The sequence below is a fragment of the Sphingomonas gellani genome (genome assembly GCF_900110035.1).
In the GTDB taxonomy this organism is placed as follows: Bacteria; Pseudomonadota; Alphaproteobacteria; order Sphingomonadales; family Sphingomonadaceae; genus Sphingomonas; species Sphingomonas gellani.
Map to the genome: position 1 here is coordinate 151,945 of NZ_FOCF01000003.1, position 20,442 is coordinate 172,386.

Consider the following 20,442-nt stretch of genomic DNA (forward strand, 5'->3'; position numbering starts at 1 on the left):
ATGCCACCCGCTTCACCACCGACCCCCCGATGCACGGGTGCCGGCACCGTGCAGGTGATGTCACGCCATACCGGCAGTAGGGTGAGGCGATGAAGCGGATGATCGCGATGGGGCCCATGGCAGGGGGGCTGGTGGCAGGGGCCCTGATGGCAGGGGGCCTGAGCGCGTCAGCAACATGGGCGCAGCAAGGGGCGTCCATGCCGCCGCATCAGGCGGAGGCCCAATTGGCCGACTATGCCGACTGCGTCGTGTCGCACAAACGCTTCCGCGTGCCGGTCGAACAGTTCCTGCGCACCGTGCCCGACAGCGACGGCTTCTTTCCGGCCAGCATGAAGGCGGCGGATATGACCTGCCTGAACGCCGCGGCCACCCGCGCGCATTCCAAGATCGAGATGCGCATGCAGCCGGCGAGCTTCCGCGCGGCGCTGTATCCGGCGCTGTACCGGCGCGATTACGGGATCACCGGGCCGGTGGCGGGCATCGCCGCTCTGCCCCCCATGCGCTTTGCTGCCGACTTCGACGGCGATGTCGCGGCCCTTCCGCCCACGTACCTGCCGGCGCGCGCATTCGGCGACTGCATCGCGCGGCGGGCGCCGCAGCAGGTCCATGCGTTGTTGATCGCGCGGCCCTATGACAAGCGGGAGGATGCGGCGGTGGAGCAACTGAAGCCCGCCATGGCGAACTGCCTGTCGGAGGGGGAGACGGTTCGCGTCACCCGACCGACCCTGCGCGGATCCGCGGGGGAGGCGATGTACAAGCTGTCGCGCGTCGCTGCCGCCGCCGCGCCCGCCGGGTAGCGCGGCGCGCTCAGTCGGCGCTGTGTTCGTCCAGGTCCCGCGCGACGTCGGGCGCTCGCAGCAGCGCGTCGATGCGCGTGCCCTCGTCGAAGCTTTCGTCGGGCAGGAACTTCAGACGCGCGGCATATTTCATCTTCACGCGGTGAGCGACTTCGCGCTGGAGATAGGCGGTGTTGGTGCGGAGTGCCTTCAACACCTCATCTTCGTCGCGGCCGAGCAGCGGCTTCACGAACACGGTGGCGTGGCGCAGGTCGGGCGACATGCGCACCTCCGTCACGCTGACCATGTGGCGGCTGAGCGTGTCGTCATGCACGTCGCCGCGTTGCAGGATCTCGGACAGAATGTGACGGACCTGTTCGCCGACGCGCAGCGTGCGCACGGACGCATCACCTGCCTGTAGTCCAGGCTTAGCCATGGGCGGACTCCGTGAAAAACGTTAGTCGATTGGCGGCAGGGTCGGTGATCGTCACTTCAAGCGTGTTCCAGGGGGTGGGTTGGGGTTCGCCCGGACGGGCGTTGGCATAGGCCCTGGACCGCAGGTGCGCGGCATAGGCGACCACGTCGTCGACGGGCACGCGGATGGCGGAACCGGGCGTACAGTCGCCATGATGCTCGCTGAGGTGCAGCACGCAGTTTCCATGCCGCACGCCCATGTAAAGCGGCAACCCCGGCTCGAACCGATGCTCGAACACCAGCGAAAAGCCGAGGAAGTCGAGGTAGAAGGCGCGCGTGCGATCCGCGTCGAACGATCGCAGGATGGGAACCGGCGCGCCAAGTGTCGGCATGACCGGTTCCCGTTCCAGCTTACAGCGTCCGTTCGCGCAGCTCGACCTCGAAGGTTTCGAGGAAGTCGCCGGCCTTGATGTCCGTGAAGTTCTGGCTGAACGTCACGCCGCATTCCAGACCCGCGCGAACCTCCGCCACATCGTCCTTGAAGCGACGCAGCGACGCGATCTCTCCCTGGTAGATGATGACATCGTTGCGCGTGATGCGCGCCTTGAGCGCCTTGCGGATGACACCTTCGGTGACCAGCAGACCCGCGGCCTTGCCATGCTTGCCCGCGGAGAAGACCTCGCGGATTTCCGCACGACCGACCACCGTCTCGAACGCTTCCGGACCCAGCTCGCCGGCCATGCCCGCCCGGATCTCGTCGATCAGGTCGTAGATGACGTCGTAATACTTCAACGCCACCTTCTGCCGCTCGGCGATCTCGCGTGCCTTGGCATTGGCTCGGACGTTGAAGCCGATGATCGGCGCGCCCGAAGCACCCGCCAGCGTCACGTCGGATTCGGTGATGCCGCCGACGCCCGAGTGCAGCACCCGTGCCTTGATGAGGTCGGTCGAGATCTTGTTGATCGACGCGACGATCGCCTCGACGGTGCCCTGCGTATCCGCCTTGACGACCAGCGGATATTCCTTGGCCTGATCCGCACGCAGCGCGGAGAACATGCTCTCCAGGCTGGCGGGGGCCGAGGTGGTCCGCTTCTGCGTCAGCACGCCCTGACGATACTCCGCGACCTCACGGGCGCGGGCCTCGTTCTCGACGACCTGCAACGGATCGCCCGCCGATGGCACGCCGGACATGCCCAGCACCTCCACCGGCATCGCGGGACCGGCCAGCTTGATCTGACGACCCTTGTCGTCGACCAGCGCACGGACCTTGCCGCTTTCGGCGCCGATGACGAACACGTCGCCGACCTTCAGCGTACCACGGTTGACCAGGACGGTCGCGACCGGGCCGCGACCCTTGTCCAGCTTCGCCTCGATCACCGTGCCCTCACCCGGACGATCCGGGTTCGCCTGCAGCTCAAGCAGCTCGGCCTGCAGCTGGATCTTCTCGATCAGCTCGTCCAGACCGGTCTTCTTCAGCGCGGACACTTCGACGTTCTGGACGTCGCCGCCCATCTCCTCGACCACGACCTCATGCTCCAGCAGGCGCTCGCGCACGCGCTGGGGGTTGGCGTCGTACTTGTCGACCTTGTTGATCGCCACGATCATCGGCACGCCAGCCGCCTTGGTGTGGTTGATCGCCTCGATCGTCTGCGGCATCAGCCCGTCGTCGGCCGCCACCACCAGCACCACGATGTCCGTGACGTTGGCGCCGCGCGCACGCATCTGGGTGAACGCCTCGTGGCCCGGCGTGTCGAGGAAGGTGATCTTCGACTTGTCCTTCAGCGTCACCTGATAGGCGCCGATATGCTGGGTGATGCCGCCGGCCTCGCCGCGCACAACGTCCGTGCCGCGCAGCGCGTCGAGCAGCGAGGTCTTGCCGTGGTCGACATGGCCCATGATCGTCACCACCGGGGGACGCGGCTTCATCGAGTCGGGCGCATCCTCGGTCGTGTCGATCGCCAGATCGATGTCGGATTCGGACACGCGGCTGATGTTGTGGCCGAATTCGGTCACCAGCAGCTCGGCCGTGTCCTGGTCGATCGTCTGCGTCATGGTGACGGGCATGCCCATCTTGAACAACGCCTTGACCAGGTCCGCACCCTTTTCCGCCATGCGGTTGGCGAGTTCCTGGACGGTGATCGCCTCCGGCACCTGCACGTCGCGAACCTGCTTGGCCTGCGCCTCGCGCGGGCCGCCAAAGGAGCGCTTTTCCTTTTCGCGCGCACGCTTCAGCGCGGCGAGGCTGCGAGCGCGTGCGCCGCCATCCTCGTTCAGCGCGCGATTGACGGTCAGCTTGCCGCCGCGACGCTCGTCGCCCTTGCGATCGCGCTGCTGCGGTGCGGGGCGCGCGGGAGAATTGCGCGGCGTCGCGACGCCGGCCGGCATGGACCGCGGCGCGCTGCCCTGAGGGCTGCTCTGCTGCGCGACGGGAGCGGCAGTCGCCGGCTTCGCCACGGGCTTGGGCTGCGGCTTGGGGATTTCCGGACGGGCGACTGGCGAAAACCGGCGAGGCGCGGGCATCGCCGGATCGCGGCTCAGCTCCACCGACGGCGCGGCGGCGCGCGGCGCGGGGGCTGGGGCAGGCGCGGGCGGCGGTGTGACGGGTGTGGCAGGCGCTGGCTGCACCGGCTCGGCCGCCTGCACAGGCTCCGGCTCCGACGCGACCGGTTCGGGCGCGACGACCGGCACTGGCCGCTCGACCGGGCGGAAGCCGCGACCGGCCGGGGTCGGCACGGAAATGGTCGGCGCGGGCGCGGTCGCGGGCTGCTCGGCGACGGGCGCGGGGGCCGGTTCCGGCTCGGGCGTCGGTTCGGGCGCGGGGGCGGCCGCCGCGGCAGCACGCTCGGCGGCGCGGGCGCGCTCCTCCTCGGCGTGGCGCGCGCGATCGCTCTCCTCGCGACGACGCGATTCCTCGAGCGAATGCATCCGCTGCTCTTCCGCCTCGCGGAACAATCGGGCCGACCGCTCCTGCGGCGTCTCGTTCGAGGGGGCGGGGCGCGGCGCCGGCTGCGGCGCGCGCACTTCGGGCTGGACGGGCGGCGTGGGGGCGGGCGCCTCTGCGGCAGGCGCTGCCTCTCCCGGGCGGCGGAACGTCCGCGCCTTCTTGGTTTCCACGATCACCGTATTGGAGCGGCCGTGGCTGAAGCTCTGCTTCACCTTGCCGGTCTCGACCGTGCGCTTCACGCCCAATGGCGCGCGCATGCCAAGTTTCGGCTTGTCGTTGTCGGTCTCGCTCACTCAGATTCCTCGTTACGTTTACGGCCGGCGTTCGCCCCGGAAACTCCGGGCGCCGATGAACCTCGCGAGGCCGTTTCGCAAGGCTGGGCGTCTTGATCGGGTCCGATGAAGTGCAGCCACCGGTCGAGCGTCTCGCTCACCCGTGCAGCCGCAGCGCGGTCGGTCAGGCCGAGATGTACCACATTCTCCCGGCCCAGCGCCAATGCCAATATGGTACGGGGCAGCGGCAATACCACCCCTTTGAGGTCGCTGCCCTCTTTGTCCGATCCGACCCGCCACGCCTGGGCAAGGCGTCGGGCGCCGTCCGCACTGGCGTCGGCGGCGTGGAACAGCGCGCGGAGCTGTCCGCCGCGCGCCGCGGTCTCGATCCGGTCGGACCCGGTGAGCAGGTGCCCGGCGCGTGCCTCCAGCCCCAGCCGGTCGAGCACCGCGCGCTCCAGCCCGGCCGCGATGCGCGTGGACAGGTCGTCGGGTACGGCGATGTCGCCGGTCTTGAACGCGCGCGACAGGGCACCGCGCAGCCGTCCCTTCGCCATCGCGTGATCCAGCTCGGCTCGGGTCGCGCCGATCCAGGCGCCGCGCCCCGGCGCCTTGGCACGCAGGTCGGGCAGCACCTGACCGCCGGGTGTGAGCACCAGGCGGATCAGCGCGTCGCGCGAATCGCGGGTCCGCGTCAGGATGCAGGAGCGGACCGGGCCTTCGCCCGCGCCCGCCGTGTCGCCGTTTTCGTCTAGCGTGACGATCTCATCGCCCGGGTTCCGCATGCGCGTCTCCCTGCTTGGACGCGGGAGCCGAGCCGCTGCGGGCCTGTGCGGCGTCGCGGTCGGCGATCAGCTGGCCGCCCGCGCCGTAATTCTCGGTCGACACTTCCTCGATCACGATCTGGACCGCGGCCGGGTTCTTGCCCAGCCGCGACACCAGCGAGCCCGTCACGTCCGCGACGATGCCGGCCTTCTGCTCCTTGGTGGCGGAGCCCGCGAGTCGGATCGAAACAAAGGGCATCAGGCCTGCTCGCCCTCCGCCGCTTCGTCGCCCGCCTGGGTCTCGGTCTCGCTCTCTGCCGCGTCCTCATCGTCCGCGAACCAGTGCTGGCGTGCGGCCATGATGATCTCGTTACCCTGCTCGTCGGTCAGGCCATAGGCCGACAGGATGCCGCCCTTCGGCTCGGGGCGCTTGGGTGCGTCCTCGTTGCGGCGGCGGGGCTCGATGCGCTTCTTCTCGACCAGCTCGTCGGTGGCCAGGTCGGCCAGGTCGTCCAGCGTCTTGATGCCCGCCTTGCCCAGCGTGACCAGCATCGCCTCGGTCAGGTACGGCATGGTGGTTAGATCGTCCGATACGCCCAGTGCCGTGCGCTCGTCGCGATTGGCCTGCTCGCGCCGCTCCAGTGCTTCCTGCGCGCGGCTCTGCAGTTCCTGCGCCAAGTCCTCGTCGAAGCCCTCGATCGCGGCCAGCTCGTCCAGCTCGACATAAGCGACCTCCTCCAGTTCGGAGAAGCCCTCGGCGACCAGCAGCTGCGCCAGCGTCTCGTCCACGTCCAGCTCGTTCTGGAACATCTCGGACCGCTCGACGAACTCCTTCTGACGCTTTTCGGAAGCATCCGCCTCGGTCAGGATGTCAATTGCCTTCGCGGTCAGCTGGCTGGCCAGGCGCACGTTCTGGCCACGGCGGCCGATCGCCAGCGACAGCTGGTCGTCGGGCACCACCACCTCGATCCGGTCCTCTTCCTCGTCGATCACGACGCGGGACACGGACGCGGGCTGAAGGGCGTTGACGACGAAGGTCGCGGTGTCGGGCGACCAAGGGATGATGTCGATCTTTTCGCCCTGCATCTCCTGCACCACCGCCTGCACGCGGCTGCCCTTCATGCCGACGCAGGCGCCGACCGGGTCGATGGAGGAATCGTGGCTGATGACGCCGATCTTCGCACGGCTGCCCGGATCGCGCGCCGCTGCCTTGATCTCGATGATGCCGTCATAGATCTCGGGCACTTCCTGCGCGAACAACCGCTTCATGAAGTCGGGATGCGCGCGGGACAGGAAGATCTGCGGCCCGCGATTCTCGCGACGTACGTTCAGGATCAGCGAGCGGATGCGGTCGTTGACGCGCACAACCTCGCGCGGGATCTGCGCGTCGCGGCGGATCACGCCCTCTGCCCGGCCCAGGTCGACGACGATGTGGCCGAACTCGACCCGCTTCACGACGCCGGTGATGATCTCACCCTGACGGTCCTTGAACTCGTCGAACTGACGCTCGCGCTCGGCGTCGCGGACCTTCTGGAAGATGACCTGCTTGGCGGCCTGTGCCGCGATGCGGCCGAACTCGATCGGGGGCAGCGGATCGACGATGAAGTCGCCGATCTCGGCGTCCTTTTGCAGCTTGGCCGCGCCCTTCAGGTCGACCTGCTTGAAATAATCGTCGACCTGCTCGACCACCTCGACGACGCGCCACAGGCGCAGGTCGCCGGAATTGGGGTCCAGCTTCGCACGGATGTCGTTCTCCGCGCCGTAACGGGCCTTGGCGGCGCGCTGGATCGCGTCCTCCATCGCCTCGATCACGATGCCGCGATCGATCATCTTCTCGGACGCGACCGAGTTGGCGATCGCGATCAGCTCCGCACGATTGGCGGTGGCGACACTGGCCATCAGTGGGTTTCCTCTGCTTCGGATTCGTGTGTTTCGTAGAATTCGTCCGCGCCCTCGGTGGACAGCGGAGCGGTGGCGGCGATCAGCCGGTCGGTGATGGTCAGCTTCGCGTCCGCGATCTGCGACAGGGCAACCGTCATCCGCTGATGCCCACGCACCGCGATCGTGACGTCCTCGCCCTCGATTCCGACCAGGTCGCCGGTCAGCTGCTTACGACCATCGACCTTTTCGGTCAGCGTCAGGCGCGCCTCATGCCCGGCCCAGTCGGCATAGTCCTTGGCGCGGGTCAGCGGCCGGTCGATTCCCGGGCTGGACACCTCCAGCCGGTACGCGCCCTCGATCGGATCCCGCCCCTCCGACTCCAGCGCATCGAGCCGGTCGGAAATACGGCGCGACAGGTCGGCGCAATCGTCGATCGTCAGCTGGCGCGTGTCCGGCCGTTCCGCCATGACCTGCAACGTCGGGTCGGATTGCCCCCCGTACATCTTCACGCGCACCAGGTCGAAGCCGAGGGCGGTCGCCTCCGGTTCGATCAATGCGGTCAATGCGGCGATGTCCGCCATGAGGACTCCGAGAAAACAGCGTTCAGTCGCACAGGCCTTTTGCCGCCGCGGGGCGAACCCCGCAGCCTCTTCATCTGACGATGTAGAGAATGCACGTGCAATATACCCACTCGGGACGGGCGGCACAAGCCGGCTTCTTAGAGAGGGGGCAGGGGCGGGGCAGCGGCGCGGCCGGGCGGTTCCCGGGCATGGGGATGGCCCCGGGCATCCATGTCGGGCATTCAGTGGTTGTCCGCCTGTTCCCACACCTTCCTGTCGGAGTTGCCGATGTCCCGTGCCGCCCTTGCCGTTCTGCCGCTCGCCCTTCTTGCCTGTGGGGGCAATGCGGCGCAGCCGTCCGACACCGTCCAGGCATCGAGCGCCGAATCGTCGACGGCCGCCCCCTTCGCCAAGACGGTGATGACCCAGCTGGACTCGCCCTGGGCGATGACCTTTCTGCCCGACCGCCGCATGCTGGTGACGGAGAAGAAGGGGCAGATGCTGCTCCTGTCGGCGGATGCGAAGCAGCGGCGCACGGTGGCGACGCTGCCGGTCGATTCGGCCGGGCAGGGCGGGTTGATGGACGTGGTGCTGTCCCCCGACTTTTCGACCAGCAAGCGCGTCTATTTCAGCTATTCCGCAAGGGGCGATGGCGGCACCAAGGGCGTGGTGCTGGCGCGCGGGCTGCTCGACCTGCAACCGGGTGGCGAGCGGCTTCGTGGGATCGAGGTGATCTTCCGCGCGCGTCCGTTCGTCGAGGGCGACGGGCATTATTCCGGTCGCATCGCCTTTTCGCCCGATGGCCGATACCTGTTCTTCACCAATGGCGAGCGGCAGAAGTTCACCCCGGCGCAGGACAAGTCGATGACGCTGGGCAAGGTGCTGCGCCTGACCCCGGACGGCAAACCGGCCCACGGCAACCCGCTGGTCGCGCAGGGTTTCCAGCCCGAAGTGTGGAGCTATGGCCACCGCAACCTGCTCGGCCTCGCCTTCGACAAGTCAGGCAATCTGTGGGAGCAGGAAATGGGGCCGAAGGGCGGGGACGAGGTCAACCTGATCCTGCCCGGCCGCAACTATGGCTGGCCCAACGCCTCCAACGGCAGCCATTATGACGGGCGCGACATTCCCGATCACCGGCCGGGCGACGGGTACGAGGCGCCGAAGGTGTGGTGGAATCCGGTGATCTCTCCGGGCGGATTGATGATCTATTCGGGCAGCATGTTCCCGCAGTGGAAGGGCGATGCGTTCATCGGCGGTCTGTCGAGCGAATCGCTGGTGCGCGTGCATCTGGACGGGACCAACGCCAGCAAGGGCGATCAATGGCCGATGGGCGCCCGCATCCGGGAGGTGGAACAGGGCCCGGACGGCGCGATCTGGGTGTTGGAGGATGGCGGCAAAGGGTCGGGCGGCCGACTGCTCCGCCTGTCCGCGCGCTGAGGCCACGGCCATGCACCTGCTGACGGAGGCGACATGGACCATGTGACGATCGCCGTGGAGGCGGGGGTGGCGGATGTCCGGCTGAACCGCCCGGACAAGCTCAACGCCCTGGACCTTTCCATGTTCGAGGGGATCGCGGCCGCCATCGCCCGATTGTCGGACATGCCCGACCTGCGCGCCGTCGTGCTCTCCGGCGAGGGGCGGGGGTTCTGCGCCGGACTGGACCTCGCCGCGATGGGGCCGGGCGGTGGGCTGCCCGACCTGCTCGCGCGCAGCCATGGCGAGGCGAATCTGTCCCAACAGGCGGCATGGGGCTGGCGCACGCTGGCGGTGCCGGTGATCGCGGCGGTGACGGGTGTCGTGTTCGGCGGCGGGTTGCAGATCGCGTCCAGCGCCGACATCCGGATCGCACGTCCCGATGCGCGGTTGTCGGTGCGGGAGATGCGCTGGGGCCTGATCCCCGACATGGCCGGTATCGCGCTGTGGCGCACGCTGGTGCGCGACGACGTGCTGCGCGAGCTGATCTATACCGCGCGCGAGTTCGACGGGTCGGAGGCGCAGCGGCTGGGCTTCGTCACGCGCCTGGCCGAGGACCCGTGGTCGGAGGCGATGGCACTCGCCCGCACGATCGCGGCCGCCCCGCCCGACGCCATCCGCGCGGCGAAGCGGCTGGTCGGCCTGTCGCCCGACCTTGCTGCGGCCGATGTCCTCGCCGTGGAAAGCGCGGAACAGGCCGCCCTGCTGCGCGCCATGGGCAACGGGTCAGGCGGCGGCTGAGAGCCGAATCGGGACGCCATCGGCAAGGGTCAGGTCCACCGCCCGCACGGACAGGATGTTGCCGATCTTCGCCGCGACGATCTCCGCCTGCTGGCGTGACATATCCGATGCCGTCAGCATTAGGCTGCTGCCACCGGGATGCGGAAACATGATCAGGTCGGTGATCGGCAGGTCGCGTTGCGCGAACAGGGCGACGATGCGCACCAGCGCCTGCACCTCTCCTCCCGTCTGGATGTGGAAGCGGCAGGCCTGCGTATCCGGCGCCATGGGTCAGGCCGCGGAGGCGAGCGGCCGGGCATGGCCGGCGATGCGGTCCAGCGCCTCCATGCGGGCGGCCTGGTGCGGCAGCACGCCGGCGCGATCCGCCCGGTACAGCGTGTCGTCGAGTCGTGCGCCGATGTCCTCGACCCGCCGGCGCACCTCCGCTGCGTCCCAGCCGAGATATTCGGCCGCCACGTTGATGATGCCGCCCGCGTTGACCAGGAAGTCGGGAGCATAAAGGATGCCGCGATCGGCCAATTGTTCGGCCTGACGCTCGCTGAACAGCTGGTTGTTGGCCGCGCCGCAGACGAGCTTCACCTGCAACTGCGCCACCCGGACGAAATCCAGCACTCCGCCTAGCGCGCATGGCGCCAGCACGTCGGCCTTGGCGGCGAGCAACGCCTGGCTGCTCATCAATTGCGCACCGAAGCGGACCGCGGCACGGGCGGCCACATCGCTGCGCGGTTCCGCGACGATCAGCTTCGCGCCTGCCGCGTGGAGCAGTTCGCACAAGGCGAAGCCGACATGGCCCAGCCCCTGCACCGCCACGGTCACGTCGGACAGCTCCGCGCCCAGTCGCCGGCGCACCGCCACCCGCATCGCGGTGGCGACGCCCAGCGCGGTCCAGCCCGAAGGATTGCCGCCCGGTCGTCCGGCACGTGGCGGCAGGCCGGCGACATGACGGCTGGTTTCGGCCACCCGGACCATGTCCTCGACACCCGTGCCGACATCCTCTGCGGTGACGTAGCGTCCGCGCAACGCCTCCACCGCCCGCCCGAATGCGCGGAACAGCGCGGCCCGGTCGAACGGCACGCCGGGATCGCGCAGCACCGCCTTGCCCCCGCCCAGCGGCAGGCCGGCGAGCGCGTTCTTCAGCGTCATCCCTTCCGCGAGGCGCAGCGCGTCGGCGGTCGCATGCTCGTCGGACGCATAGCGCCACAGGCGGCATCCGCCCGCCGCCGGACCGAGCGCGGTGGAATGCAGCACGATCGTGCCGGCGATCCCCGTGTCGGGATCGCGGAACGGGACCACATCCTCGGGCGGCACGGGGCCGGCATCATAGTCGATTGGGCGCATGATCTGTTTCCCTGAACGATGCGCAGGGTTCTACGGAATCGACCGCGGCATTTCTGTTCTGCTTCTTGCCAAAGAGGCGGAAACGGGGATGATCCGTTCCCTCTTTCGCCAAATACGGATCAGATGTGCCGCAGGATCTAGATAGATGGGAACGAAAGATCCTGGCGTTGCTGCAAGAGGACGCCAGCCTGTCCACCGCCGCGGTGGCGGAAGCGGTGGGGCTGTCCGCCTCGCCCTGCTGGCGGCGCATCGACCGGCTGGAGCGGGAGGGATTCATCAAGCGCCGCGTCGCGCTGGTCGACCGCGCGAAGATCGGCCTGAAGACGCAGGTCTTCGCGCAGGTGAAGCTGAACGCGCATGGCCGCGCCAACCTGGACGAATTCGCCGCCGCCGTGCGCGAGGTGCCGGAGGTGCTGGAATGCTATGTGCTGATGGGTGCAGTCGACTTCATGCTGAAGATCGTCGCGGCGGACGTCGAATCCTACGAACGCCTGTTCTTCGACCGCTTGTCGAAACTGCCGGGGGTGCAGGAGATCAATTCGACCGTCGCCCTGTCGGAGATCAAGCACACCACCGCCGTCCCGCTGTGAGGGGACGGCGAGGCTGCTGAAGCGGCGTTGAGCTGCTGAAGCAAGGTTAAGCTGCCCAAGCGAGGTTGCGCTGCCGAAGGGGGTTACAGGGTTACAGTGCGCGGCTTGCCCCGTTCGATGGCGGTCAGGACCATGCGCTCCCAGATCGCGGCATCGCCGGCGTCGGCCATCGCCTGATCGGGTTCGCGCAGCGTCCGCAACACCGCCAGCGCATCGTCCAGATGGTCGGGCCATGCCTGGTCGACCAGCCTGCCCGCGGATTCCGCATCACCGTCGCCGTTGCTGCTGATGCGCTGTCCGGCCAGCACGCGAGCGATGCGTTCGGCGGCGGGTGTGACGGATATGTCCATGGAAAGCGGCTCCTTTGCGGGCCTCAACCCGCGAAGGCGCGATGCGCTCCCACCCCTCACATATGCGAAGGGTGGAAGCGCGAACGATCAGGCGTGCGTCTGCGGACGTCCACCACCGCCCTGACCACCGCCGCCCTGGCCGCCACCACCCTGGCCGGCGGCACCGCCGCGGCCGGAACCGCCGCGACGCCGGGGGCGACCGCCCCGTGCGCGTGCGGCCTCGGCGGTCTTCACCGGCTGATGCGTGGCGCGGGGCTTGACCGGGCCGCGCGCGCCGCGCTGACGCTCTTCGCGCGGGGCGGGGTCGGCGCCGATCGCCTTCACCCGCTGCGTCTTGATGGCGTCTGCGCGCGCGAGGAAGTCGGCAGGCAGCGCGCGGATCGGCACCTTCTGACGGGTCAGCTTCTCGATGTCGCGCAGGTACGGCCGCTCGTCGTCCGCGCAGAAGGCGATGGCGATGCCGTCCGCCCCGGCGCGCGCGGTGCGGCCGATGCGGTGTACATATTGCTCCGGCACGTTGGGCAGTTCGAAGTTGATGACGTGGCTGACGCCCGACACGTCGATGCCGCGCGCGGCGATGTCGGTTGCGACCAGGATCGGCACGTCGCCCGACTTGAAGGCCGCCAGCGCCCGCTCACGCTGCGGCTGCGACTTGTTGCCGTGGATGGCGTGCGCCGCGATGCCGTTGCCGGCGAGCAGCTTCACCACCCGGTCCGCACCATGCTTGGTACGGGTAAAGACCAGCGCGCGGTCGATCTTCTCCTCGCGCAGCACCAGCGTCAGCAGCGCCTGCTTCTCCGTCTGGTTGACGAAGGTGACGTACTGGTCGACGCGTTCGGCGGTGGAGGCGACGGGCGTCACGGACACGGTGGCCGGATCGGTCAGGAATTTGTCCGCCAGATCGCGGATCGACGTCGGCATGGTGGCCGAGAAGAACAGCGACTGACGCCGGCGCGGCAGCATCTTCACGATCCGCTTCAGCGCGTGGATGAAGCCCAGGTCGAGCATCTGGTCCGCCTCGTCCAGCACCAGGATCTCGATGGTGGACAGGTTCAGGAAGCCCTGTTCGACCAGGTCGATCAGGCGGCCGGGCGTCGCCACCAGGATGTCGACGCCGCGCGACAGGTCCTGCCGGTTCTTGTTGATGCTGGTGCCACCGAACACGGTGGCGACGGTCAGCTTGCTGTACTTGCCGTAAAGCCGCGCCTGATCGGCGATCTGGCCGGCCAGTTCGCGGGTCGGGGCCAGCACCAGCATGCGGCAATGGGTGGGCAGTACGCGCTTGTCGGACGCGACCAGGCGCTGGATCGACGGAAGCACGAACGCACCCGTCTTGCCGGTGCCGGTCTGCGCGATGCCGAGCAGGTCGCGCCCGTCGAGCAGCAGCGGGATGGAATCGCGCTGGATCGGCGTCGGCTCGACATAATTCTTGGCCTCGAGCGCACGGACCAGCGGCTCGGCAAGGCCGAGATGGGAAAAGGACATGGAAAAACCTTGAAACAGCCAAACGCGCGCAGGGCGCACGGGTGGCGGGGAAGATGACACCCCGCGTGACTTGGGAAGCCTTGCGACTGGACCGAAGCGGAGCCTGAGCCTTTCGGCCCGATCACGCTGCATGACGCCTCGATGCGGCGCGATGTGTGGCGCTGTTCCTCCAAAGTCAAGTGCAAAGACGGGGGTGCCGCACGGCGGCGTGACGATTTCGGCGTGACCGTGCCTCAAAAACACCATCTTCGGGCTGTTCCATGCCATGCCTGCACCCCGCCGCCGCTACGCGTGGTGGGGCCGCGCGGGAACCGGTGGGAGGGAGTCGGCACATGGCATCTCGTGGAGCGCGGTCCGGGCGATGGCGCATGACGCGGCGCCTGGCGGCGATACCCATCGCCCTGATCGGTCCCGTGCCGATCGCGGCCGAGGCGCAGGATGAGAAACCCGCCGTCACGCCCGCCCAGACAATGCCTGGCGACACGGGTACGCAGGGCGTTGGCGCCTCGCCCGCCCCCGCGGATCAGGACGCCGTCCCGGAGCCGGAAGTCGTCGTCACCGGCAAGCGGGTGCGCGGATCGGCGATCACCGACATCGCGCCCGTCGCGGTGCTGGGCGCGGACCAGATCAAGGCACTGGGCGTGACCAGCCTGAGCGACCTGATGAAGCGGCTGAAACCGCTGACCACCGCGTCCGGCGGCGGCGACCCGGTGTTTCTGCTCAACGGCCGGCGCGTGTCCGGCTTTGCGGAGATGCAGAGCATCCCGCCCGAGGCGATCGAGCGGACGGAAATCCTGTCCGAACAGGACGCGGCACGGTTCGGCTTTCCGCCAACCGTGCGGGTCGTGAACCTGATCACGCTGAAGCATTTCCGCGGCATCGCCGTGCAGCAGGTGGCGGGAACGTCGACCGAAGGGGGCGGGGCGACCAACTATGCGGAAGTGGCGCTGGCCGGTATCGACGGCGACCGCCGCACGTCGTTGAGCGTGTCGCATTTCCGCCAGAACCGGGTGACGCAGGCACAGCGGGACATCGTGCCCGATCCGGATATCCCCTTTGCGCTCGCCGGCAACGTGACGGGGATCGGCGGGGCCAGCGTGGACCCGCAACTCGACCTGCTGGCGGGGCGCAGGATCGAACGGGCCGGGCTGCCCGCAGACCCGACGGCGCGCGGGGCGCTGTCCAGCTATGCCGAGGGTGCGTCGGCGATCACCGACATCGGCCCGTACCGCACCCTGCAACCGCATTCCGACACGGTGCGGGTCGACGGCACGATCGCGGCCCCGCTGGGTAAGACGGTGAGCGGATCGCTGAACCTGTCGATGGAGGCGCAGCGGACCGACGGGCTGAACGGCCTCGCCCCGGCGGTGCTGCGCGTACCCGGCGATGGCGGCGTGCTGCCGTTCGCGGACGACGTGCTGTTGTACCGCTACGTCCCCGACGCCGTTCTGCACCAGAGGTCGACCAATCTGACGCTGCACGCGGGCGGGACGTTGCAGGGCAGTTACCGCCGGTGGATGTGGAACGTCACCACCGCCTATGACCGGGTACGCGGTCGCGGCCTGGCCGACCTGGGTGTGCCGCTGGACGCGGTGCAGGCGCAGATCGATGCTGGTGCGGACCCGATGCTGGCGATCGGCCTGGACGACCCCGACGCGCGCCTGCGCAACCGCAGCCGGACCACCACTGGCACGCTGGTCAGCAAGGCGGTGGCGAACGGACCCGCGCTGCACCTGCCCGCCGGCGATGCGCAGGTCAGCGTGTCGGTCGATTACGCGCGATCGACCAGCGAGGGCGTGCAGCCCGGCGTTGCAGATGCGGCGCTCAGCCTGGCGCGCACGACCAAGGGCGCCAGCGTCAATGTCGACATCCCGCTGGTGGCGCCGGACAAGGACGTGCTGCCGTTCCTGGGCCGGCTGGCCGCCAACGGCACGCTGGGCGTGACGGGCGTGTCCGATTACGGGCGGCTGATCAATTCCACCTTCGGGTTGAACTGGACGCCGACGCCGCCCGTGCAACTGAGCGCGCTGGTGACGGAAACGCGCACGCCGCCGGCGATCGCCCTGCTGACCAACCCGCTGCTCGTGTCGCCGAACACGCCATTCTTCGACTTCGTGACCGGGACCACGGTGTCGCTGACGACGCTGGCGGGCGGCAATCCGGACCTTGCGCCGGAGCGCCGCCGCGTGACGACGCTGGGCGTGGGGGTGAAGCCGTTCAAGAGCAAGGAGATGCGGCTCAACCTGGACTATCTGGACACCCGCATCGCCAACCAGACCGCGTTCCTGAGCAGTGCGACCGTGGATTTCCAGGCGGCGTTCCCCGGCCTGTTCCTGCGCGATGCCTCCGGTGCGCTGGTGCAGGCCGATCTCAGGCCGGTGAACCTGCTGCGCGAGACGGAGCGCAAGCTGAGGCTGACGATGAACCTGTGGACCGAACTGGGCCCGAAACCGCCCGCGCCGACCCCGCCGCCAGCCGGTGCGGCGGCAAAGGACACGCCGCCGCCCGCCCCGCCGAAGCCGCGGCCAAGCCTCTTCGCCTTCGCCAATGCGACCTACCGTTTCGACGATCGGCTGATCCTGCAACCGGGGACGGCGGCCCTGGACCTGTTGGACGGTGCGACGCTGAACGGCACGGGCGGGCGCCCGCGATGGGAGGTGGAGGGCAATCTGGGCGGCTCCTACGGTCCGGCCAACCTCGGCATCTATGCGCGCGTACAGGGCGCGACGCGCATCCGCAGCACGCTGGCGACGTCCGACCTGCGCTTTTCGGGGCGCACCTGGCTGGTGCTGTACAGCTTTCTCGACGCAGAAAAGCTCACAAAGGAACGCTGGGCGAAGAAGCTGAGCGTGCAGTTCACGGTGGAGAACCTGCTGAACGACCGCATCGACGTGCGGGACGGGACGGGCGCAGTCCCGAACCGGTTCCAGCCGGCCTATCTCGACCCGGTCGGCCGATCCGTCCGCATCGGCCTGCGCAAGCTGTTCTGACCCGGCGTCAATCGGGATATGCCCCCTTTCGCCGCGGCGCCCGGCGCGGCTATGGCTGGGCAACAGAACACGCGGCAAGGAGAGCCGGACGCATGAAAGTCGCAAGCCTGAAGCACCGGCGTGACGGCAAGCTGGTGGTCGTGTCGGACGACCTTGCCTGGTATGCCGATGCCGGTCACATCGTCCCCACTCTCCAGGCCGCGCTGGACGATTGGGACCGCATCGCCCCCGCGCTCGCCAATTTGGCGACCGATCTGGAGCATGAGGCGATCCCGCGCGAACGCTTTCACGAGCATGATGCCGCGTCGCCGCTGCCCCGCGCCTATCAATGGGCGGACGGTTCCGCCTATGTGAACCACGTCGCGCTGGTCCGGCAGGCGCGCGGCGCGGAAATCCCCGACAGCTTCTGGCACGACCCGCTGATGTACCAGGGCGGCTCGGATTGTTTCCTGGGGCCGCGCGACGCCATCCCTCTGGCCGACGAGGACTGGGGCTGCGACCTGGAGGCGGAGGTGGTCGTGGTCACCGGCGACGTGCCGTTGGGCGCGAGCCGGGAGGAGGCGCTGGCTGCGGTGCGGCTGGTCGGGCTGACCAACGACGTGTCGCTGCGCAACCTGATCCCGGGCGAACTGGCCAAGGGGTTCGGCTTCTTCCAGTCCAAGCCGGCAAGCGCCTTTTCCCCCGTGTTCGTCACGCCCGATTCGCTGGGTGACTGGTGGCGCGACGGCAAGCTGCACCGCCGGCTGTGCGTCGACCTGAACGGCCAGCCCTTCGGTCGCGCCGACGCGGGTCAGGACATGACGTTCGATTTCGGCACGCTGATCGCCCATGCCGCCCGGACGCGCGCACTGGGTGCTGGCGCGATCATCGGATCGGGCACGGTGTCGAACCGTGATGCGGACGGCGGCCCGGGCAAGCCGGTGGCGGACGGCGGCGTCGGCTATTCCTGCCTGGCGGAGCTGCGCATGGTGGAAACGATCGCTGGCGGCGCGGCGGTCACGCCGTTCCTGCGGCGCGGCGACCGGGTGCGGATCTGGGCGGAGGACGATCGCCACCATCCCATTTTCGGCGCGATCGAACAGGTGGTGGAGTAAGCGGACGGGACGGGGCGCTTACCGTCCCAGCGTGACCTGTCCGGCATAGCTGACGGCCTGCGCCAGTGCGCGGGGGCCGCGAGCGATGGCGAGTACACCGACCACGGCGGCGGACACCGCCATGTTCGCCGCCAGCCATGGCAGCATCACCACGACCGACACCGCAAGTGTCGGCACGCCGACGGCCATGCGCGCCATCGCCGAGGATGGCTGTCGCTGTTCGCGGACGATCGGAGCCATGTACATGCGTGTGATCCTTTCGCCGCCAACCCTGCCGCAAAAGGGTTAACGAAGCGCTGAGGAACCGGCGGCACGTGTCCGAACCCAACCGCCCGCGTAAATCGCCCTTGAAATTTAATTACAAGCAGCCGATGGCTGGACCGAAGGCGTTTAAGGAACGCCAACCGATGGAGAGACCATGGCGAGCGAGCATCCTCGCGCCAACCTGCCGCCGCTGACGCTGCACGTGCCGGAACCCCGCTTCCGTCCCGGCGACGCGGCGGACTTCGTCGCGGTGGAGGTTCCTCCGGCGGGCGCGGCACCCCGGCCCGACTCGGCGGCCGAGCCGCGCGGCATGAGCGAGCTCGCTTACTCCCTCGTCCGGGTGCTGGACGACGACAATCGCGCGGTGGGGCCATGGGACCCGCGCCTGTCGCCCGACGCGCTGCGCCGCCTGCTCGCCGACATGGTGCGGCTGCGCGCGTTCGATGAGCGGATGTTCCGGGCACAGCGCCAGGGCAAGACCAGCTTCTACATGAAGGCGACGGGTGAGGAGGCGGTGGCCGTGGCCGCCGCACACGCGCTGGACCGCGACGACATGTGCTTTCCCTCGTATCGGCAACAGGGGCTGCTCATCGCGCGCGGTTATCCGCTGGTCGACATGATGAACCAGATCTACTCGAACACGGCGGACAAGCTGGGCGGGAAGCAGCTGCCGATCATGTATTCGGCGAAAGATTTCGGCTTCTTCTCGATCTCCGGCAATCTGACGACGCAATATCCCCAGGCAGTGGGATGGGCGATGGCGTCGGCGGCGAAGGGCGACACCCGCATCGCCGCCGTGTGGTGCGGCGAGGGCTCTACGGCGGAGGGTGACTTCCATTCCGCCTGCACCTTTGCCAGCGTGTACCGGGCGCCTGTGGTGATGAACATCGTCAACAACCAATGGGCGATCAGCAGCTTTTCCGGGTTCGCGGGGGCGGAGGCGACGACCTTCGCCGCGCGTGCCATCGGCTACGGCATCGCGGGCCTGCGCGTCGACGGCAACGATGCGCTGGCGGTCTATGCCGCCACGCAATGGGCGGCGGAGCGTGCCCGCACCAATTGCGGCCCGACCCTGATCGAGCATTTCACATACCGGGCGGAGGGGCATTCCACCTCCGACGACCCGACCCAGTACCGCTCCGCCGGGGAGCCGACGGCCTGGCCGCTGGGCGACCCGATCGCGCGGCTGAAGGCGCATCTGATCCAGATCGGCGAATGGGACGAGGACCGTCACGCCGCGCAGGACAAGGCGATCGCGGAGGATGTCCGCGCCGCGCAGAAGGCCGCCGAAAAGAACGGCATTCTCGGCCATGGCCTGCACCAGCCGCTCGACTCGCTGTTCGACGGCGTGTTCGAGGAGATGCCCTGGCACCTGAGGGAGCAGCGTCAGATGATGCTGGACGAGGAGGCGGCCTCCGGCAGGCCGTGGGCGCGCAAGTGAGCGACATCGTGACCGAAACCGGCAACGGGACCGAAGCGCCCGCCACCACCCGCATGAACATGATCCAGGCGATCAATTCCGCCATGGACGTGGTCATGGCGCGCGATCCCGACGTGATCGTGATGGGCGAGGATGTCGGTTATTTCGGCGGCGTGTTCCGCGCGACCGCCGGCCTTCAGAGCAAATACGGCAAGACCCGCGTGTTCGATACGCCGATCACGGAAATCGGCATCATCGGCGTGGCGATCGGCATGGGCGCCTATGGCCTGCGACCGGTGCCGGAAATCCAGTTCGCCGATTACATCTATCCCGCGCTGGACCAGCTGGTCAGCGAGGCGGCACGGCTGCGCTATCGATCGGCCGGCGAGTTCACCGCGCCGATCACCGTGCGGTCGCCCTATGGCGGCGGCATCTTCGGCGGGCAGACGCACTCGCAGTCGCCGGAGGGTATCTTCACGCACGTATCGGGGATCAAGACGGTGATCCCGGCGACGCCATACGACGCCAAGGGGCTGCTGATCGCGGCGATCGAGGACAACGACCCCGTGTTGTTCCTGGAGCCCAAGCGCATCTACAACGGCCCGTTCAACGGCCATTGGGACAAGCCGGCGGAGAACTGGTCGAAGCATCCCGGTGGAGAGGTGCCGACTGGGCACTACACGGTTCCGCTGGGTCAGGCGAAGGTGGTCCGCGCCGGCGAGGCGCTGACCGTGCTGTGCTACGGCACCATGGTGCATGTCTGCGAACGCGCGGTGGCGGAGGCGGGCGTGGACGCGGAGATCGTCGACCTGCGCACGCTGATCCCCCTCGACATCGACGCGATCGAGGCGTCGGTGAAAAAGACCGGCCGCTGCATGATCGTGCACGAGGCGACGCGCACCGGCGGCTTCGGCGCGGAGCTGTCCGCGCTGGTGCAGGAACGCTGCTTCTACCATCTGGAGGCGCCGATCGAGCGGGTGACCGGGTTCGACACGCCTTATCCGCACAGCCTGGAATGGGCCTATTTCCCCGGCCCCGTCCGAATCGCCCAGGCGCTCAAGAAGATCATGAAGGACTAAACGAACC

Annotated in this window: 20 protein-coding genes; 8 read left to right on the plus strand and 12 right to left on the minus strand. The window is 68.5% G+C overall.

Translation table 11 applies throughout. The features are described from left to right. Positions 1-89: 89 nt before the first annotated feature. Positions 90-797: a hypothetical protein gene (locus BMX37_RS07520; protein ID WP_139198049.1), complete on the plus strand. Its 708-nt coding sequence runs from the start codon at positions 90-92 to the stop codon at positions 795-797. A gap of 10 nt (positions 798-807) precedes the next feature. Here the strand turns inward: BMX37_RS07520 and rbfA are convergent, their stop codons facing one another. The 7 genes from rbfA to rimP are packed head-to-tail and all read right to left on the minus strand — an operon-like array spanning position 808 to position 7,632. Further along, positions 808-1,212, minus strand: coding sequence for a 30S ribosome-binding factor RbfA (gene rbfA, locus BMX37_RS07525; RefSeq protein WP_093665101.1), 405 nt, complete (start codon positions 1,210-1,212; stop codon positions 808-810). Beyond that, on the minus strand, positions 1,205-1,582 hold the full coding sequence (locus BMX37_RS07530) for a glyoxalase superfamily protein (RefSeq protein WP_093665102.1): 378 nt from the start codon (positions 1,580-1,582) through the stop codon (positions 1,205-1,207). The genes rbfA and BMX37_RS07530 overlap by 8 nt, the downstream gene beginning before the upstream one ends. Before the next feature lie 19 nt (positions 1,583-1,601). Continuing rightward, positions 1,602-4,427 carry a translation initiation factor IF-2 gene (infB, locus tag BMX37_RS07535; RefSeq protein ID WP_093665104.1) on the minus strand — a complete coding sequence of 942 codons (2,826 nt, stop codon included), beginning with the start codon at positions 4,425-4,427 and terminating at the stop codon, positions 1,602-1,604. After that, on the minus strand, positions 4,424-5,191 hold the full coding sequence (locus BMX37_RS07540) for a DUF448 domain-containing protein (protein WP_093665106.1): 768 nt from the start codon (positions 5,189-5,191) through the stop codon (positions 4,424-4,426). Before BMX37_RS07540 ends, infB begins: the two co-directional genes overlap by 4 nt. Beyond that, positions 5,172-5,429, minus strand: a complete 258-nt coding sequence (locus BMX37_RS07545) for a tautomerase family protein (RefSeq protein ID WP_093665108.1) — start codon at positions 5,427-5,429, stop codon at positions 5,172-5,174. The genes BMX37_RS07540 and BMX37_RS07545 overlap by 20 nt, the downstream gene beginning before the upstream one ends. Continuing rightward, on the minus strand, positions 5,429-7,069 hold the full coding sequence (gene nusA, locus BMX37_RS07550) for a transcription termination factor NusA (protein WP_093665109.1): 1,641 nt from the start codon (positions 7,067-7,069) through the stop codon (positions 5,429-5,431). Before nusA ends, BMX37_RS07545 begins: the two co-directional genes overlap by 1 nt. After that, positions 7,069-7,632, minus strand: a complete 564-nt coding sequence (gene rimP / locus BMX37_RS07555; protein WP_093665111.1) for a ribosome maturation protein RimP — start codon at positions 7,630-7,632, stop codon at positions 7,069-7,071. The genes nusA and rimP overlap by 1 nt, the downstream gene beginning before the upstream one ends. Before the next feature lie 267 nt (positions 7,633-7,899). Between rimP and BMX37_RS07560 the strand changes: the two genes are divergently transcribed. Further along, the gene (locus tag BMX37_RS07560) at positions 7,900-9,048 is read left to right on the plus strand and encodes a PQQ-dependent sugar dehydrogenase (RefSeq protein WP_093665372.1); all 1,149 of its coding nucleotides are present in this window, start codon (positions 7,900-7,902) and stop codon (positions 9,046-9,048) included. Between the two features lie 33 nt (positions 9,049-9,081). Beyond that, positions 9,082-9,825, plus strand: coding sequence for a crotonase/enoyl-CoA hydratase family protein (locus BMX37_RS07565; RefSeq protein WP_093665113.1), 744 nt, complete (start codon positions 9,082-9,084; stop codon positions 9,823-9,825). Here BMX37_RS07565 and BMX37_RS07570 read toward each other — a convergent pair. Both BMX37_RS07570 and BMX37_RS07575 read right to left on the minus strand, forming a co-directional pair. After that, positions 9,811-10,092, minus strand: coding sequence for a hypothetical protein (locus BMX37_RS07570; RefSeq protein ID WP_093665115.1), 282 nt, complete (start codon positions 10,090-10,092; stop codon positions 9,811-9,813). The genes BMX37_RS07565 and BMX37_RS07570 overlap by 15 nt on opposite strands. 3 nt (positions 10,093-10,095) lie before the next feature. After that, positions 10,096-11,163 (minus strand): Glu/Leu/Phe/Val family dehydrogenase, encoded by a 1,068-nt coding sequence (locus BMX37_RS07575; protein WP_093665117.1) that lies wholly within the window; start codon positions 11,161-11,163, stop codon positions 10,096-10,098. A gap of 125 nt (positions 11,164-11,288) precedes the next feature. On the opposite strand from BMX37_RS07575, the gene BMX37_RS07580 reads away from it, so the two are divergent. Beyond that, complete coding sequence (locus BMX37_RS07580; protein ID WP_093665119.1) at positions 11,289-11,753, plus strand: Lrp/AsnC family transcriptional regulator; 465 nt, start codon at positions 11,289-11,291, stop codon at positions 11,751-11,753. Between the two features lie 83 nt (positions 11,754-11,836). Here BMX37_RS07580 and BMX37_RS07585 read toward each other — a convergent pair whose 3' ends face one another. Together BMX37_RS07585 and BMX37_RS07590 are read right to left on the minus strand one after the other, a co-directional pair. After that, positions 11,837-12,103, minus strand: coding sequence for a hypothetical protein (locus BMX37_RS07585; protein ID WP_093665121.1), 267 nt, complete (start codon positions 12,101-12,103; stop codon positions 11,837-11,839). A gap of 87 nt (positions 12,104-12,190) precedes the next feature. Next, positions 12,191-13,588 carry a DEAD/DEAH box helicase gene (locus tag BMX37_RS07590; protein ID WP_093665123.1) on the minus strand — a complete coding sequence of 466 codons (1,398 nt, stop codon included), beginning with the start codon at positions 13,586-13,588 and terminating at the stop codon, positions 12,191-12,193. Positions 13,589-13,920: 332 nt separating this feature from the next. Here BMX37_RS07590 and BMX37_RS07595 point away from each other — a divergent pair, with 332 nt between their 5' ends. After that, on the plus strand, positions 13,921-16,578 hold the full coding sequence (locus BMX37_RS07595) for a TonB-dependent receptor (RefSeq protein ID WP_244501449.1): 2,658 nt from the start codon (positions 13,921-13,923) through the stop codon (positions 16,576-16,578). 92 nt (positions 16,579-16,670) lie between these two features. Beyond that, complete coding sequence (locus BMX37_RS07600; protein WP_093665125.1) at positions 16,671-17,672, plus strand: fumarylacetoacetate hydrolase family protein; 1,002 nt, start codon at positions 16,671-16,673, stop codon at positions 17,670-17,672. A gap of 18 nt (positions 17,673-17,690) precedes the next feature. On the opposite strand, the gene BMX37_RS07605 is transcribed toward BMX37_RS07600, so the two are convergent. Further along, on the minus strand, positions 17,691-17,918 hold the full coding sequence (locus BMX37_RS07605; protein WP_093665127.1) for a hypothetical protein: 228 nt from the start codon (positions 17,916-17,918) through the stop codon (positions 17,691-17,693). 172 nt (positions 17,919-18,090) lie between these two features. Here BMX37_RS07605 and BMX37_RS07610 point away from each other — a divergent pair, with 172 nt between their 5' ends. Continuing rightward, a complete protein-coding gene (locus tag BMX37_RS07610; protein WP_093665129.1) occupies positions 18,091-19,377 on the plus strand; it encodes a thiamine pyrophosphate-dependent enzyme in 1,287 nt (428 codons plus the stop codon). Between the two features lie 53 nt (positions 19,378-19,430). Beyond that, a complete protein-coding gene (locus BMX37_RS07615) occupies positions 19,431-20,435 on the plus strand; it encodes an alpha-ketoacid dehydrogenase subunit beta (RefSeq protein ID WP_093665373.1) in 1,005 nt (334 codons plus the stop codon). Positions 20,436-20,442: the final 7 nt, after the last annotated feature.

What these genes read in the sequence shown, in the direction of transcription:
- BMX37_RS07520 (WP_139198049.1), top strand. Translation starts at nt 90, where the DNA reads ATGAAGCGGATGATCGCGATGGGGCCCATGGCAGGGGGGCTGGTGGCA.
- rbfA (WP_093665101.1), bottom strand. Translation starts at nt 1,212, where the DNA reads ATGGCTAAGCCTGGACTACAGGCAGGTGATGCGTCCGTGCGCACGCTG.
- BMX37_RS07530 (WP_093665102.1), bottom strand. Translation starts at nt 1,582, where the DNA reads ATGCCGACACTTGGCGCGCCGGTTCCCATCCTGCGATCGTTCGACGCG.
- BMX37_RS07540 (WP_093665106.1), bottom strand. Translation starts at nt 5,191, where the DNA reads ATGCGGAACCCGGGCGATGAGATCGTCACGCTAGACGAAAACGGCGAC.
- BMX37_RS07545 (WP_093665108.1), bottom strand. Translation starts at nt 5,429, where the DNA reads ATGCCCTTTGTTTCGATCCGACTCGCGGGCTCCGCCACCAAGGAGCAG.
- nusA (WP_093665109.1), bottom strand. Translation starts at nt 7,069, where the DNA reads ATGGCCAGTGTCGCCACCGCCAATCGTGCGGAGCTGATCGCGATCGCC.
- rimP (WP_093665111.1), bottom strand. Translation starts at nt 7,632, where the DNA reads ATGGCGGACATCGCCGCATTGACCGCATTGATCGAACCGGAGGCGACC.
- BMX37_RS07560 (WP_093665372.1), top strand. Translation starts at nt 7,900, where the DNA reads ATGTCCCGTGCCGCCCTTGCCGTTCTGCCGCTCGCCCTTCTTGCCTGT.
- BMX37_RS07565 (WP_093665113.1), top strand. Translation starts at nt 9,082, where the DNA reads ATGGACCATGTGACGATCGCCGTGGAGGCGGGGGTGGCGGATGTCCGG.
- BMX37_RS07570 (WP_093665115.1), bottom strand. Translation starts at nt 10,092, where the DNA reads ATGGCGCCGGATACGCAGGCCTGCCGCTTCCACATCCAGACGGGAGGA.
- BMX37_RS07575 (WP_093665117.1), bottom strand. Translation starts at nt 11,163, where the DNA reads ATGCGCCCAATCGACTATGATGCCGGCCCCGTGCCGCCCGAGGATGTG.
- BMX37_RS07585 (WP_093665121.1), bottom strand. Translation starts at nt 12,103, where the DNA reads ATGGACATATCCGTCACACCCGCCGCCGAACGCATCGCTCGCGTGCTG.
- BMX37_RS07590 (WP_093665123.1), bottom strand. Translation starts at nt 13,588, where the DNA reads ATGTCCTTTTCCCATCTCGGCCTTGCCGAGCCGCTGGTCCGTGCGCTC.
- BMX37_RS07595 (WP_244501449.1), top strand. Translation starts at nt 13,921, where the DNA reads ATGGCATCTCGTGGAGCGCGGTCCGGGCGATGGCGCATGACGCGGCGC.
- BMX37_RS07600 (WP_093665125.1), top strand. Translation starts at nt 16,671, where the DNA reads ATGAAAGTCGCAAGCCTGAAGCACCGGCGTGACGGCAAGCTGGTGGTC.
- BMX37_RS07605 (WP_093665127.1), bottom strand. Translation starts at nt 17,918, where the DNA reads ATGTACATGGCTCCGATCGTCCGCGAACAGCGACAGCCATCCTCGGCG.
- BMX37_RS07610 (WP_093665129.1), top strand. Translation starts at nt 18,091, where the DNA reads ATGGCGAGCGAGCATCCTCGCGCCAACCTGCCGCCGCTGACGCTGCAC.
- BMX37_RS07615 (WP_093665373.1), top strand. Translation starts at nt 19,431, where the DNA reads ATGAACATGATCCAGGCGATCAATTCCGCCATGGACGTGGTCATGGCG.